The following is a 15,556-nucleotide window of genomic DNA, read 5'->3' as shown; positions in this document are numbered from 1 at the left end:
TTATCCGCCTTGAGCCGCCTTAAAACCATACTTCGCGATCACGCCGTGGATCGCAAAGTAATCCACCTCCTCCGGCAGCGCATCCTTTATCGGACGAAGCTTGTCTGCGCTTAGCTCCTCAATCGTCCTCGCAATGAGCTCCTCGTACTGCTCCGGTATTATCCGGCTCCAATCGAGCTGAAGCCCTTCCTCCGCGCAGCGGATTATGTGTCCTTCAACGGTAACGCGGCTTAGCCCGCGCTCCTTGGCGACATCCTGTGGCGACAGACCGGCGTTGAACAACTGCAGCGACAGCAAATGACTCGGACCTTCATCTGCCGTATTGGATGCTGTACGCGCTGAAGAGACCGATGCTTGCGCTTGGCGTTCCGTCTCCGCTGGGGACTCGCCTGCAAACTTCCCGATGATCGCCAGCAGCTCGGCTCCGTATTTGCTCGCTTTTGCCCCGCCGATGCCTTTCACTTGCAGCAACTGCTCCTCTGTCGCAGGCCGCGCGTCGGTCAGCTCTTTCAAAGTCGAGTCAAAAAACAGCATAAACGGCGGGACATTTTCCCGTGCCGCTGTTTCTTTGCGCCACTGCTTGAGCGCCTCGAACATCGGCGAGGAGACGACTGCTCCTCCGGATGAAGCGCTGCGCTTGACGGTTGTCCTCAAACGCTGCATGACCTGCTCTTTGCCCTCCAGCACGGGCAACGCGCTGGCCGCAAGCGATACGGTCGGATATTGGCCGTCGCTCATTCGCAAATAGCCTTCGGCAACGAGCCAATACAGCCAGTCGGCAATTTCTTTTTCCGGCCAATTATTGAACAGCCCATACGTGGTAAGCCGGTCAAGGCCGAATTCAAGCAGACGCTTGTCCCTTGAGCCCTTAAGCACTTTAGCCGCCATCGTAACGCCAAAGCGGCCTTTCATCCGCCCGACGCAGGAAAGCGCCTTTTGCGCTTCCGAAGTCCGATTGACGAGCTCGCTCTTATCGAGACAGCTGCTGCATTTGCCGCAAGGCTCAACGCCTTTCTCGCCGAAATAGTCAACGATGAACTGCTGCAGGCAGCGCTGTGTCCGGCTGTAATTCATCATGGTGTAGAGCTTGTTCAACTGAATGTTTTTCCGATCCGTATCGCCGGTTCCCTGTTCAATCAGAAAACGCTGTACTTGAACGTCCGCCGGCTCAAACAGCAGCACGCATTCGCTCTCCTCGCCGTCGCGTCCTGCGCGCCCCGCTTCCTGGTAGTAGGATTCGATGTCGCCGGGCATTTGCCAGTGGACGACAAAACGAACGTTAGGCTTGTCGATGCCCATTCCGAAAGCATTCGTCGCAACCATGACGCGCAACTCGTCGAATCGGAATTTCTCTTGTGCGGCAGCCCTATCGTTATCGGAAAGGCCGCCGTGATATTTTCCTGCAGCAATACCTTTACGGATTAGCAACTCTTCTACTTGCTCCGCTTCTTTACGGGTAGCCGTATAAATGATGCCGGACTGATCCTCCCGCTCGGCTAGAAACTTGTGGAGGAACTGCTTTTTGTCCGTGCCGCTAACGACGGACAACGACAGGTTCGGCCGCGCAAATCCGGTAACAAACACGTTCGGCTGGCGCAAGCCCAACATCGCGGATATGTCCTCGGCCACTTCGTTTGTCGCCGTCGCCGTAAAGGCGGCGACAAGCGGGCGATTCGCGAGCCTGCCGATCCAACCGGCCAGTTGACGGTAGCTTGGACGGAAATCATGGCCCCACTGGGAAACGCAATGCGCTTCGTCGATGGCGATAAGCGGGATGTTCAACTGTTCCGACAAAGAATCGAACATTGGCGCGTCAAGCCGCTCCGGAGCAACGTACAGCAGCTTGTAGCCGCCGTTCATTGCGTTCCGCAGCACATCCCGGTACTCTCCCGCGCTTAGGGAACTGTTCAGAAAGGCAGCCGGAACGCCTAGCCGGTTCAAGGTGTCGACCTGATCCTTCATAAGCGAGATAAGAGGCGAGATAACGAGTGTCGTCCCCGGCAGCAGCATCGACGGAATTTGATAGCAGACCGATTTGCCGCCGCCCGTTGGCAAAATGGCCAGCGTATCGCGGCCTTCCAAAATGCCGGATATGATGTCCTCTTGTCCTGTGCGGAAGGAATTATAGCCGTACACCTTTTTGAGCATTTCTCTAGCCTGCTGCAGCATCAATCTTCCCTCCGATCCGTATAAAAAATAAGTCTATATACTGAAGGAAGACCCTGCAGCGAGCTGTCAGGGTCCTCCCGAACGAATCAAATATGTTCGTCTATTCAACGGTTAAGCCGTTACGATCTTAATGACATTACGCACCGATTGTGCGGATTTATCAAGCGCCGCTTTCTCTTCAGGTGTCAAATCCAGCTCGATGACCTTCTCAATGCCGTCGCCGCCAATGACGGTCGGTACGCCCATGAACAAGTCTTCGTAGCCATATTCGCCTTCCAGCAAAGCGATAACTGGCAAGATGCGCTTTTTGTCCTTCAGAATCGCTTCCGTCATTTGTACGAGCGATGCCGCAGGCGCATAATAAGCGCTGCCGTTGCCAAGCAGGTTGACGATTTCCCCTCCGCCTACGCGGGCGCGCTGGACGATCGCTTCGATGCGGTCAGCCGGAATCAGCTTCTCGATCGGTATGCCGCCAACGTTGGAGTATCGAACAAGCGGCACCATATCGTCGCCGTGGCCGCCAAGCACGAAGCCGCGAACGTCCTCGACCGACACGTTCAGCTCTTGTGCGATAAACGTGCAATAACGAGCCGTGTCAAGTACGCCGGATTGGCCGATTACGCGGTTTTTAGGGAAACCTAGCGCTTGATATGCGACATAAGTCATCGCGTCAACCGGGTTGCTCAATATAATGACATAAGCGTTAGGGCTTGTTGCTTTCACGCTCTCACAGACTGATTTCACAATGCCTGCATTCGTGTTCACAAGATCATCGCGGCTCATGCCCGGTTTGCGGGCAATGCCTGCCGTAATGATGACAACGTCGGAATCTCTCGTATCTTCATAGCTCGAAGTGCCGATTATGCTTGCATCAATTCCTTGAACCGGAGTTGATTCCAGCATATCCAATGCTTTACCCTTCGTTGGGTTTTCCAGCTGCGGAATATCGACGAGCACAATGTCGCCAAGTTCCTTCTGGGCTGCCATCAGGGCAGTCGTAGCGCCGGTAAAGCCAGCGCCAACGACTGTAATTTTTCTTCGTTTAATAGCCATTTGAATGCCTCCGTTGCCGTTCGAATGAGAAGAAAACTACATGTTGTTAATAACTTCGTCTGCAAACGCGGAGCACTTCACTTCAGTCGCGCCTTCCATCAGGCGTGCAAAGTCGTACGTTACCGTTTTATTGTTAATGGATGTTTCCATACCTTTGTAGATCAGGTCAGCCGCTTCTTGCCAGCCGAGATGCTCAAGCATCATAACGCCGGACAGGATTACCGAACCTGGGTTAACGACGTCTTTGTCCGCATATTTAGGAGCCGTACCGTGTGTTGCTTCGAAAATCGCATGGCCAGTCAGGTAGTTGATGTTCGCGCCTGGAGCGATGCCGATGCCGCCTACTTGAGCAGCCAGAGCGTCGGACAGGTAGTCGCCGTTCAGGTTCAGCGTTGCGATAACGTCAAAGTCAGTTGGGCGAGTCAGTACTTGCTGCAAAGCGATGTCGGCGATTGCATCTTTAACGATGATTTTGCCCGCTGCTTCAGCGTCTGCTTGCGCTTTGTTAGCCGCGTCTACGCCTTCAGCTTCTTTAATGCGGTCGTATTGGCCCCAAGTGAACGTTTGCGCTGCAAACTCTTGCTCAGCCACTTCGTAGCCCCAGTTTTTGAACGCGCCTTCTGTAAATTTCATGATGTTGCCTTTGTGAACGAGCGTAACCGATTTTTTGCCATGTTTGATCGCGTACTCGATCGCAGCGCGCGCCAGACGTTTCGAACCTTCAGCGGATACTGGCTTGATGCCGATGCCGGAAGTTTCAGGGAAGCGGATTTTGTTAACGCCCATTTCGTTTTGCAGGAACGCGATTACTTTTTTCACTTGCTCGGAGCCTTCTTGATACTCGATGCCGGCATAGATATCTTCTGTATTTTCACGGAAAATAACCATGTCAACGAGCTCAGGGCGTTTAACCGGCGAAGGAACGCCGTCAAAGTAACGAACTGGACGCAAGCATACGTACAGGTCAAGCTCTTGGCGAAGCGCAACGTTCAGGGAACGGATGCCGCCGCCGATTGGCGTAGTCAACGGACCTTTAATCGCAACGATGTATTCGCGGATTGCAGTCAGCGTATCAGCCGGCAGCCACTCGCCGTATTCGTTGAATGCTTTTTCGCCTGCGAACACTTCGTACCAAGCGATTTTTTTGCTGCCGCCGTAAGCTTTCTCTACTGCAGCGTCAAGAACGCGTTTCGAAGCGCGCCAGATGTCGCGGCCTGTGCCGTCGCCTTCGATGAAAGGAATAATCGGGTTGTTAGGTACTTGCAGTACACCGTTGTCGATCGTAATTTGCTCGCCTTCAGTTGGAAGTGCGTATTTTTCGAATTGTGCCATTTGTTTAGTTCCTCCTAAGTATGGTTTAAAATGCGGTATAAGTAAGGCATTCATGCCAAGTGCCGCAGAAAAGGAGAACGAACGCCTGTCCGTTCTCTGCTATCGGCTTCTCCGACTCAGCAACGATTAGCGTTGCTCGATCGGAATGTATTTTGCGTTAACTGGACCGACATAATCGGCGCGAGGGCGGATCAAGCGGTTGTCTTGGTATTGCTCCAAAATGTGCGCGCTCCAGCCGGATACGCGGCTAATAGCAAAAATCGGCGTGAACAGGTCGCGAGGAATGCCCAGCGTCGTGTAGACCGATGCCGAGTAGAAATCGACGTTTGGTTTCAGACCTTTCTGGCCCGTTACCAGCTCTTCGATCTTGATCGACATTTCGTACAGCTCCATATTGCCTGTCAGTTTGCCCAGCTCGCGGGACATCTTCTGGAGATGCTTAGCGCGAGGGTCGCCGTCTTTGTAGACGCGATGGCCGAAGCCCATAATTTTTTGCTTGTTCGCAAGCGCGCTGCTGATGTAGCTTTCAACGTTGTCAAGCGAACCGATCTCTTCAAGCATAACCATAACCGCTTCGTTTGCGCCGCCGTGCAGAGGGCCTTTCAAAGCGCCGATTGCGGAAGTCACGCCGGAATAAATGTCGGAGAGCGTTGCGACTGTAACGCGGCCAGCGAACGTCGAAGCGTTCAGCTCGTGGTCGGCATGCAGCACAAGCGCTTGGTCAAGCGCTTTTACAGCTACTTGCTCAGGCTCTTGGCCTGTCAGCATGTAAAGGAAGTTGTAAGCGATGGAAACGCCTTGTTTAGGAGCAATAGGCTCTTTGCCTTCGCGAATGCGGGAAAAAGCTGCGACAACAGTCGGCAATTGCGCTTGCAGCTTAATCGCTTTCAGCTGATTCGCTTCTGGCGTCATATCGTTAGCGGAAGGATCATACAGAGCCAAGCTCGAAATCGCTGTGCGAAGCGCAGCCATCGAGTTGGAATTTTGCGGATACAACTTGATTTGCTGGATCACTTGCTCAGGAATAGCCGCATATTGATCCAATTTCTTCTGCAGCTCGCCAAGCTCGGAACGATTAGGAAGTTTACCGTACCAAAGCAGGTAAGCGACCTCTTCAAATGTTGCATGTTCTGCAAGATCATCGATATTAATACCGCGATATGTCAATACGCCATCAATGATGGAACTGATGGACGAAGCTGCGGCAACAATGCCTTCAAGACCTTTAGTAGCTGTCATCGTTCTCTCTCCTTTAACTTATACATTGTCAAATATAACACGAAATATATTTGGATTCGAGTCAATCTTCTCGCTATTAATCATAATTGATTTCGCTAGTGAAGTGAACAAATCCGCACATAAAATTGCTTTATCGACGCCATAAATGTTTTTTTCACCATTAGGTTCGACTACGCGCGCACTGCTGCATTTTTCCCTATTGCAGGAAAAAATAATCATGATTAAGAAACGTAAAAAGTATCTTTTTTTACATGCATGCTCCCTTTAGACGATTGTGTTAAAATAATGAAATATGAAATTCAACTTGCGCGGAGGATCCACTCATGACAGAAAACCGGATCGGCATTATTGACATAGGCTCCAACTCCGTCAGGCTCGTTATTTACGAAAGAACAGCCGGCGGGGCGCATCGCGTAATCGACGGAGGCAAACGGCCTGCGCGGCTTAGCGAACGCATCGACGACAACGGCGCCCTAACCCGTGAAGCGCTCGTCGAGCTTTTTGCGACACTCAATCATTTTCGCCTTATTTGCGCTCATAACCAGGTTGGCCATGTGCGCGCTGTAGCCACCGCCGCCATCCGCAACGCAACAAACCAGCAGGAAGTGCTTTCTGCGATCCGTTCCGAATGCGGCTTTGAAGTCGAGCTGCTTTCTGGAGAAGACGAAGCTTCCTTCGGATTTCTCGGCATGATCAACGCCATGGATGTGCATGACGGCTTTCTTGTCGACATTGGCGGCGGCAGTACGGAAGTTTCACTGTTTCGAGGACGCGAGCTCGTCCGCTCCATTTCGTTTCCATTCGGATGCGTCAGCCTGCACCGCCGCTTCGCCGGCAAAGGGGAGCTGAACGCCGAGGGGCTTCAATCTCTTGAACGAATGGTTGCCGAAGTTGTCAAGTCAGCCGGCTGGCTGACCGCTTCTCCCGGCCTGCCTCTTATCGGCGTAGGCGGAACGGCGCGCGCGCTCGGCAAAATCCATCAAGCGGCGGTTAAATATCCGTTCTCCCAGACGCATAACTATCCGTTAACGGGATCAGCGGTGGATGAACTGTTCACCGAGCTTTTCAACACGCCGCTCGATAAGCGGCGGAAGTTTCCCGGCTTGTCCAAGGATCGTGCGGACGTAATCGTGCCGGGCATTGCCGTGCTTCGCGTGCTGTTCCGCAGTCTGAAAACGACTCATTACCGCATTTGCGGCTCCGGCCTGCGAGACGGCTTGTTCCATGCAACACGCTTTCCGGGAAGGCCAAGGCATCAAGACCCGCTGTCTTTCAGCGTGCAGAACATTAGCGCGCTTCATCAGGCTGCTCCGCCGCAGCATACGATGCAAGTAAACCGGTTAGCGCTTCAGCTCTATGATGAATTACGGCCGATCCATTTGTTTGCCGGACGCGAACGGCTGCTGCTGGACGCCGCTTCGAGCCTGTTTCGCATCGGCGCGTCCATCGATTATTACGACTACGCGAAGCACACGTTTTATTTAATTGTCAATTCGCATCTGAACGGTTTGTCGCATCGCGAAATTTTGATGATTGCGGCAATCGCATCCTATAAAAGCAAAAGCCGCGTCCGTCAGCAGCTGGCTGAATACAAAGAGCTGCTTAACGATTCCGACTTCGAAGCGATCTACAAGCTTGGCATGCTGCTGCAGCTGTCCGCAGCGCTGGACCGCAGCGAAACGCAAGCAATCGGCAGGCTGGAAACCGAATGCAAATCGAATCAGATGCTGCTGCATCCGGTTCGATTCAACGGCTCGCTGACGCTGGAAAAAAGAGAAGTCGACGGACTGGCCGCCGACTTCAAAAAGCAATGGGGCGTCGCCCCGCAATTATGCGTTTCCGACTACATGTAGTTCTTCCATTGCGGAATCGCTCGCGCTGCAAACTGGCTCCGGAACGGAAGCATATCATTTTGCACTCGAACATACGAACCATTCGGCTGCAGCTCACGTGATTTGACGTTGTCGTTCAAGTTGAGCTGCAGCATATTGATCAGCGCACGGCGCAAGTCCGGATCAAATACCGGGCACATCAGCTCGATGCGTCTCGTCAAGTTCCGCGTCATCCAATCCGCGCTAGACAAATACACTTCCTCGTCACCGTTGTTGTGGAAATACATGACTCGCGCATGCTCCAAATAACGGTCAACGATGCTTATCACCTTTATGTTCTCGCTTCTTCCCAGCACGCCCGGCCGCAAACAGCATACGCCGCGAACGATCAGCTCGATCTTCACGCCGGCAGCGGAAGCTTCGTACAGCTTATCGATCATCTCCTGATTCGACAGCGAGTTCATCTTCGCAACGATGCGAGCCGGAAGTCCGGCAAGCGCATTATTCCGTTCCCTGTCGATCAAGCGGAACAGCTTTTCCTTCAGATCGGTCGGCGCGACGCCGAACGCCTTCCAGTCGTACGGGGAGGAATATCCCGTCACTTCATTAAATAACGCAGAAGCATCGCCGCCGATGATCGGATGCGACGTAAACAACCCGATATCGGTATACAGCGTTGCGGTGCTGTCGTTATAATTGCCCGTGCCGACATGAACGTAACGGCGCAGCGTTCCTTGCTCACGCCTTACGACAAGCATAATTTTGGCATGTGTCTTTAGTCCAACGAGTCCGTATACGACGTGGCAGCCCGCTTTTTCAAGCTGGCGCGCCCATGCAATATTGCGCTCCTCGTCAAACCTCGCTTTCAGCTCCACAACGACCGTCACTTGCTTGCCCGATTCCGCCGCTTTCGCCAAAGCCTGCACGAGCGCAGAATGGCCGCTTACCCGGTAAAGCGTCATTTTGATCGCCAACACATCGTTGTCATATGCCGCCTGCATAACAAAATCATTTACAGCTTCAAACGATTCATACGGATGGTACATAAGCACATCGCGCTGGCGAATGACTTCGAACATATCGTCCGTCTCATCGAATTCTTGCGGATATATAGGCTCCGTTTTCTCATAGCGCAAATTATCGTAACCCGGCACCGCATGGGCAAATTTCATCAAAAAGCTTAAGTCCAAAGGCCCGTCAATTTCAATTAAGTTGTCCTCGATTTCGAGCTCTTCCTTAAGCAGCTCAAGCGAATACGGATGCATGCCGCGATCGACTTCCAGACGGACGGGAACGCCCCAGCGCCTTCTGCGAAGCTCCTTCTCAATCTCTTCAAGCAAATCTTCCGCTCCATCCTCATTCAGCGAAAGATCGGCATTGCGCGTCAATCGGAAAGGATGCACAGCGAATGTCATATAACCGTTAAATAACGTATCGATAAATTGCTCTATAAGTTCTTCAAGCAGAACAAATTCGGTTTTCTTGCTGTTAATGCGTCCGGGAACAGGCACGAATCGCGGCAAAATCGAAGGCACTTGCACGATGGCAAACAGCGGCTCCTCATCCTCCGGATCGTCCTCCCGTTTAAGCAGAACAGACAAATAAAGCTCTTTCGTATGTAATAACGGAAACGGTCTGCTCTGGTCAACAGCCATCGGCGTTAATACCGGAAACACAATTTCGTGAAAATATTCGGACACCGTCTTCTTCTGGCTCGCGTTCAGCTCTTCAAACTCGCGAATCGCGATGCCTTCCTTCCCTAGAGAACGGAATACTTCGCGATAAGTTTTATATTGATCCTGAACCATTTGCGTCGTTCGCTTGATAAGCCGTTTCCATAAGCCGGCAGGCGTATATCCGGTAAAATCGATTTTCGTATAGCCTGCGCGAAGCTGGTCCTGTATGCCGGCTACTCTAACGCTCATAAACTCATCAAGATTGCTCGACACGATCGCCAAAAATTTAACCCGTTCCAGCAGCGGATTGTTTAAATCCTGAGCTTCTTGCAGCACTCTTCGATTAAATTCGATCCAGCTTAAATCCCGGTTCACATAGTGGGACAGTTGCTTGTTCATGAAAGGACGCCTCCCTAATTTGTCCCTATTATGCAGGATGACTATTATAGGTATGTTAATGAATTGTAAATATGAAGTAAAAATTACCACTTTCTTATCGTGAAATTGTCGCTGCGCATCCTTTTTTCCAGCCAATTGAGCAGCCGTTGCCGATACCAAGGCCTTGTAAATGGAAGCAACAGCGTAATTCCGACAATATCGCTGAAAAATCCCGGTATGAACAGCAGCACGCCGCCTGCCAGCACGCATAGCCCGTCGAGCAGCATCATGCCGGGAATTTGCCCCTGTCCCATAAGGCGCTGCGCTTCAAACCATACCTTTCGCCCTTCGGCCTGTGCTAAATAAGCTCCAAGCAAGCTGATGAGCACCAGCAGGCTAAACGTGTTCCAGCCGCCGATCCAGTCAGCAGATTGGACGATACCCCACAATTCGATAAACGGAATGATAATGACAGCTGCAATAATCCATTTAGCCATTAAGCATCCTCCTAAATAGTGCTCAAACCGAAGCGCATTCACTTCGCTGACCACTGCTTACTTTAACGCAATAGAATGAAGCAGCTCATATAGCTGAGGCATGACTTTATCCAGCCGCGCCGGACGAAAACGGTCATTCACCCATACGTGGCGCGTGCCTCCGCTTACAAGCTTTGCCCCAGGCAATTGCCGCTCCGTTTCGTAAATATCGGCCCGCCAATGCTCGTCATCAACTCTTCTGATCTGGGATTCGAAGGCAAGGCGGACCGGCGAAAATTCCGATACGCGCGTACACACAATTACTTTATCGTCATAACGGGCAGGCGTTTCAAATCGGCACTGCAGATCGACGACAGGAAGCAGCAAGCCTTCCCGCTCGATTGATTTATAATCGACACCTGCCGTGCGAATCAGCTCTGTCCGCCCTATCTCAAACCAGGTCACATAATTTCCGTGAAAAACGACGCCCATCTGATCGGTCTCTTGATATCTTACCCTGAGGGGATGGACATACCACCGCGACGGCTCACTTTGCTCCGGCATGATCGAATCGCTCCTTGCACTGTAAATCGCCTAATAGGTTGAACAAAAGCGACGATGCTCCGCATCCTCGCTTTTGTCCGTTCTACTGTTCGTAGAAAATATTTAATTTGAATTACATCACTTTGGATTGACCGGAGTAAATAACGCCAGTTTCGCCGTAAAGCGTTACTTCCGTTCCGTCTACCAGCAGCTCAGTCGCATTGTTAACGCCAAGAATAACCGGAATGCCGAGGTTAATTCCGCATACAGCCGCATGGCTCGTAATGCCGCCTTGCTCTGTAATGACTGCCGCCGCTTGTTCGAAAGCAGGCATATATTCACGATCCGTCGATACCGTAACGAGAATCGCGCCTTTTGTCATTTTTGCATTAGCTTCTTCAGGCGTGCGCGCAACAACGACTTTGCCCGTAGCTGTTTGGCTGCCGATGCCTTGTCCTTGCGCAAGAAGCTCGCCGATATGATGAATTTTGATCAGGTTCGTCGTTCCGGAGCGGCCTACTGGCACGCCTGCTGTAATAACGATCGTATCGCCAAGGCTGATCAGGCCAGTGCTTTGCGCGCCGGCAACAGCGATTTCAACCATTTCGTCTGTCGTTTCAGCATTCGAGCCGAGTACCGGCGTTACGCCCCAAATAAGCGCAAGACGCTTCATCACCTTCACATCGTTCGTAACCGCAATAATTGGCGATTTCGGACGATATTTCGACACCATGCGAGCCGTAAAGCCGCTTTGCGTCGAAGTAACGATCGCTTTAGCGTTCAAATCCAAAGCGGAGTTGGCAACCGCTTGGCTGATTGCTTCCGTAACCGTCGTTTGTTGTGCATCAGCTTGCTTTTTGAAAATTTCGCGGTATTCAAGCGCCGCTTCCGCGCGTTCAGCGATGCGGGCCATCGTTTGAACCGATTCGACCGGGTATTTGCCGGCAGCCGTTTCGCCGGACAACATGATCGCATCCGTGCCGTCGAATATCGCATTCGCAACGTCGCTCGCTTCAGCACGAGTCGGACGCGGGTTGCGTTGCATCGAATCAAGCATTTGAGTTGCTGTAATAACCGGCTTGCCAGCGCGGTTACATTTCGCGATCATTTCTTTTTGAACCAAAGGCACTTCTTCAGCAGGAATTTCTACGCCAAGGTCGCCGCGGGCAACCATCAGGCCGTCGGACAATTCAAGAATTTCATCGAGATTGTCAACGCCTTGCTGGTTTTCGATTTTGGAAATGATTTGAATATGGCTAGCGTTGTGGCGCTCCAGCAGCTCGCGGATTTCAAGCACGTCGCTCGCTTTGCGGACGAACGAAGCAGCGATGAAATCGATGCCTTGCTCGATGCCGAAAATGATGTCGTTCGCATCTTTTTCCGTGATGCCTGGAAGCGAGATGTGAACGCCTGGAACGTTAACGCCTTTTTTGCTTTTAATTGGACCGCTGTTTACGATACGGCAAACAATTTCCGTGCCTTTTACTTCTTCAACCGTCAAACCGATCAAGCCGTCGTCGATCAGAATCGTCGAGCCGACAGTCACATCGTTAGGCAAGTTGCCGTAAGTAACAGGAATGCGGTTCTTGTCGCCAAGAATCTCTTCCGTAGTCAACGCAATCACTTCGCCTTGAATCAGTTCGATCGGCTCTTCTTTAAGCTTGCCGAGACGAATCTCTGGACCTTTCGTATCCAGGAGAATCGCTACGGAAGTACCCAGCTCCTCGTTGGCCAGCTTAATGTTCTTGATGCGGTTGCCGTGCTCTTCGAAGTCGCCGTGCGAGAAGTTCAGACGGGCAACGTTCATGCCTGCTTTAATAAGCTTTTTCGTGTTTTCCAGCGATTCGCTGGAAGGTCCTATTGTACATACGATTTTCGTTTTGCGCATTGGTTTCGTTTCCTCCGTTAAATCTTACATTTATCAAAATTAAAGTTACAATATTCGACGCAGCTTGTACAGCAAAATTAGCTGGGAGCTCCCTTTAGACCTGCGCAGACTCGGTCACGCTGTCTTTAACGTCCTCAGCCGCTTGCCGCGATTGACCGCCGGCTTGCTCTTCGTCAGGCTGCTTCACTTCTTTTGCAGGCTCGGCAATTCGAAACTCGCCGATTTTGCGGAATTTATGGTAACGGTCCTCAATCAGCTCCTGCGGCGAAAGCTTGAGCAGCTCCTGCACATGACGCCACAGCATTTCTTTCAGGTGCTCCGCAGTAAAGTCGAGGTCGCGATGCGCCCCGCCTTGCGCCTCCGGAACAATTTCTTCGATGACCTGAAATTCGAGCAAATTTTTAGCCGTAATTTTCATAGCCTCGGCCGCAACGTCCGCTTTGGAAGCATCCTTCCACAGAATCGACGCCGCGCCGTTTGGTGAAATAGCGGAATAAATCGCATTTTCCAGCATGAGCACACGGTTGCCTACGCCAAGCGCAAGCGCTCCGCCGCTGCCGCCTTCGCCGATAACGACGCACACGATCGGAACGCCAAAGCCGGCCATTTCTCTCAAGTTGCGCGCAATCGCTTCCGACTGGCCGCGTTCCTCGGCCGTATTGCCGGGATAAGCGCCCTTCGTATCAATGAACGTAATAATGGGACGCTTGAATTTGTCAGCCTGCTGCATAAGCCGGAGCGCTTTGCGGAAGCCTTCCGGATGGGGGCTGCCAAAGAAACGGGCGATGTTGTCGCGCGTATCCTTGCCCCGTTGATGCCCGATAACGGTTACAGGCATGCCGTTCAGCTTAGCCAAGCCGCCTACGATCGCCAGATCGTCGGCGAACAGGCGGTCGCCGTGCAATTCGATAAAATCAGTAAAAATCGCTTGAATGAAATCAAGCGAGGTCGGACGCTGATGATGACGCGCCACATGCATTTTTTGCGCAGGCGTCATTTCGCTGTACAGCTCTTCTTCAAGCTGCTTGCAGCGTTCTTCAAGACGCATTATTTCTTCCGAGAAGTCCATGCCGTTGCTTTCAGCCAACGTTTGCAGCGTCTTGATTTTATCGCGCAAATCGCTGAGCGGCTTCTCGAACGGAAGCTTTTGATCACCCGCCATGAGTCATCCCCTCCCTTACAACGTGCATATCGAGCAATTTAGTCAGCATTTGCTTCATATCTTTGCGATGGACGACCATATCGAGCTGTCCATGCTGCAAATTGAATTCAGCCGTTTGGAAGTTATCAGGCAGCTTCTGGCGAATCGTTTGCTCGATAACGATACGGCCGGCAAAACCGACCAGCGCGCCAGGCTCGGCCAAATTGAAATCGCCCAGGCTTGCAAAGCTCGCCGATACGCCACCCATCGTCGGATCTGTAAATACCGAGATGAACAGGCCGCCCGCTCCTTGGAATTTCGCGAGCGCCGCGCTTGTTTTCGCCATCTGCATCAAGCTTAGAATGCTCTCTTGCATGCGCGCTCCGCCGGATGTCGAGAAAATAATGAGCGGCAGCCCTTTACTATGAGCCGACTCGATCGCTCTCGTAATTTTCTCCCCGACGACCGAGCCCATGCTTCCGCTAAAGAAATCAAAGCTCATGACGCAGACGACGACCGGGAATCCGCCGATTGCTCCTTCGCCTGTGACGACCGCATCATTGAGATTCGGGTTTTTCTCGTGCTGCTGCTTCAGCTTGCCCGCATAACCGGGAAACGAAAGCGGATCGACCGATACCATATCGGCGTCGTACTCATACAAACGCCCGTCATCTAGCGTCATTCCGATCCGTTCCCAAGCGTTCAGACGGTAATGATGCCCGCATGACGAGCACACTTTCAAGTTTTTATCCAATTCTTTACTGTATTGAATATTGCCGCATTTGGAGCACTTATTCATTAGACCCTCGGGAATGTCCCGCTTCGGGCGTTCGGCAGCCGGCGCTGCTCCCGAAGGAATGGTCGCATACTTCTTTTTCGAAAATAAATCCTTAATTTGCACAGTAACGACACCTCTCAAGGCGCAATAGTATATGGCTGTCCACTATGGCTGCATGATGGAATTAAAAACTTCCTGCACTTCCTCCAGTTCACCTGATGGAACCAAGATCTCATATTGCTGTTTAGACAGATTAACAGGACGGACCTTTACGAGAAATCCTTCTTCCGTAAGCCGCTTCTTGATGTTCTCCGCGATTTTAGCGGTTGGTGCGATGTAAATGACCGTCCACATTATGGAACCCCCTGAAAACGTTGCGCCGGACGCCTTAAGTGCAAGGAGCGCTAAAGACGTCGGCAACAGGCCATATGATCTCATCATCATATCATAATCATAGGGATTACGGCAAATCATATCGTTGCGCTTTTGGGTCCTGATGCGCGATTCTAGCCGATGCCGCGGCGGCCAGACCCGCAACCAGATCGTCGAGAAAGACATGAATTTTCTCGCCTTTTAAATTCAATTGACGAATGATTCCGGGCTTAACTTTATCCAAATAGCCGAAACTCGTCAAGCCAATCATGCCGTATACATTCGTAATGCCGAGCGCCAGCGTCTCATCGACGCCATAAAGCGACTCGTCGGTTTCCATTATGGCTTGAAGCGGCTCCGGCAGCAGTCTCCGTTCCGCCAGCTCATCGAGCGCGATGCCCGTAAACAGCACATATTGCACCTCGCGCTTGCCAAGTACCGCTAGCACGCTTTCCGTACATTGCGCAATTGTGAGATCCGCATTATAGGGCCTCTGCAGCGAATATACGATCTCCGCAATATCGTCTACGCTGACTCCGCGCTTCAACAGCCAATTCTCGATTCCGGACGTCATGTCCATCCCTCCCGCATATGCTTGTACGTCCTGTCTTGGGCGTAGTCGGCCGGTACAGGGCTGCTGTCTCTGGCAGCATTCGCCCTTTGCCGTTTGTATCTCAAA

General features: G+C 51.9%; 13 protein-coding genes. 1 reads left to right on the top strand and 12 read right to left on the bottom strand.

Features of this window, described 5'->3' with window-relative positions; genetic code table 11:
• The 4 genes from recQ to citZ all read right to left on the bottom strand — a co-directional run bounded on the left by recQ (position 1) and on the right by citZ (position 5,793).
• Entirely contained in the window at positions 1 to 2,169 is a 2,169-nt protein-coding gene (gene recQ / locus GOM71_RS00815; RefSeq protein WP_156277403.1) for a DNA helicase RecQ, read from the bottom strand.
• A 111-nt stretch (positions 2,170 to 2,280) separates the two neighbouring features.
• A complete protein-coding gene (gene mdh, locus GOM71_RS00810) occupies positions 2,281 to 3,222 on the bottom strand; it encodes a malate dehydrogenase (RefSeq protein ID WP_156277401.1) in 942 nt (313 codons plus the stop codon).
• Positions 3,223 to 3,258: 36 nt separating this feature from the next.
• On the bottom strand, positions 3,259 to 4,554 hold the full coding sequence (icd, locus tag GOM71_RS00805; RefSeq protein WP_156277399.1) for an NADP-dependent isocitrate dehydrogenase: 1,296 nt from the start codon (positions 4,552 to 4,554) through the stop codon (positions 3,259 to 3,261).
• A gap of 126 nt (positions 4,555 to 4,680) precedes the next feature.
• The gene (citZ, locus tag GOM71_RS00800; protein WP_156277397.1) at positions 4,681 to 5,793 is read right to left on the bottom strand and encodes a citrate synthase; all 1,113 of its coding nucleotides are present in this window, start codon (positions 5,791 to 5,793) and stop codon (positions 4,681 to 4,683) included.
• Positions 5,794 to 6,116: 323 nt separating this feature from the next.
• On the opposite strand from citZ, the gene GOM71_RS00795 reads away from it, so the two are divergent.
• The gene (locus GOM71_RS00795) at positions 6,117 to 7,646 is read left to right on the top strand and encodes a Ppx/GppA phosphatase family protein (protein WP_156277395.1); all 1,530 of its coding nucleotides are present in this window, start codon (positions 6,117 to 6,119) and stop codon (positions 7,644 to 7,646) included.
• Here GOM71_RS00795 and GOM71_RS00790 read toward each other — a convergent pair.
• The 8 genes from GOM71_RS00790 to GOM71_RS00755 all read right to left on the bottom strand — a co-directional run bounded on the left by GOM71_RS00790 (position 7,637) and on the right by GOM71_RS00755 (position 15,451).
• Positions 7,637 to 9,700, bottom strand: a complete 2,064-nt coding sequence (locus GOM71_RS00790) for an RNA degradosome polyphosphate kinase (RefSeq protein ID WP_156277393.1) — start codon at positions 9,698 to 9,700, stop codon at positions 7,637 to 7,639. The two genes, GOM71_RS00795 and GOM71_RS00790, sit on opposite strands and share 10 nt — an antisense overlap.
• A gap of 83 nt (positions 9,701 to 9,783) precedes the next feature.
• A complete protein-coding gene (locus GOM71_RS00785; RefSeq protein ID WP_156277391.1) occupies positions 9,784 to 10,176 on the bottom strand; it encodes an FxsA family protein in 393 nt (130 codons plus the stop codon).
• Between the two features lie 57 nt (positions 10,177 to 10,233).
• Positions 10,234 to 10,719: an acyl-CoA thioesterase gene (locus GOM71_RS00780; RefSeq protein ID WP_156277389.1), complete on the bottom strand. Its 486-nt coding sequence runs from the start codon at positions 10,717 to 10,719 to the stop codon at positions 10,234 to 10,236.
• A gap of 112 nt (positions 10,720 to 10,831) precedes the next feature.
• Positions 10,832 to 12,586, bottom strand: coding sequence for a pyruvate kinase (pyk, locus tag GOM71_RS00775; protein ID WP_156277387.1), 1,755 nt, complete (start codon positions 12,584 to 12,586; stop codon positions 10,832 to 10,834).
• A 94-nt stretch (positions 12,587 to 12,680) separates the two neighbouring features.
• Positions 12,681 to 13,748 carry an acetyl-CoA carboxylase carboxyltransferase subunit alpha gene (locus GOM71_RS00770; RefSeq protein ID WP_156277385.1) on the bottom strand — a complete coding sequence of 356 codons (1,068 nt, stop codon included), beginning with the start codon at positions 13,746 to 13,748 and terminating at the stop codon, positions 12,681 to 12,683.
• Complete coding sequence (gene accD / locus GOM71_RS00765) at positions 13,738 to 14,628, bottom strand: acetyl-CoA carboxylase, carboxyltransferase subunit beta (protein WP_367649408.1); 891 nt, start codon at positions 14,626 to 14,628, stop codon at positions 13,738 to 13,740. Before accD ends, GOM71_RS00770 begins: the two co-directional genes overlap by 11 nt.
• Positions 14,629 to 14,670: 42 nt before the next feature.
• Positions 14,671 to 14,859, bottom strand: coding sequence for a glutamate decarboxylase (locus GOM71_RS00760; RefSeq protein ID WP_156277381.1), 189 nt, complete (start codon positions 14,857 to 14,859; stop codon positions 14,671 to 14,673).
• A gap of 106 nt (positions 14,860 to 14,965) precedes the next feature.
• The gene (locus GOM71_RS00755) at positions 14,966 to 15,451 is read right to left on the bottom strand and encodes a phosphatidylglycerophosphatase A family protein (RefSeq protein WP_156277379.1); all 486 of its coding nucleotides are present in this window, start codon (positions 15,449 to 15,451) and stop codon (positions 14,966 to 14,968) included.
• Between the last annotated feature and the right edge of the window lie 105 nt (positions 15,452 to 15,556).

Source organism: Paenibacillus sp. NEAU-GSW1, from assembly GCF_009737085.1.
Lineage (GTDB): Bacteria > Bacillota > Bacilli > Paenibacillales > Paenibacillaceae > Pristimantibacillus.
Note: the sequence above shows the minus strand (reverse complement) of the source record. Positions and strands in the feature narration are given on the sequence as shown.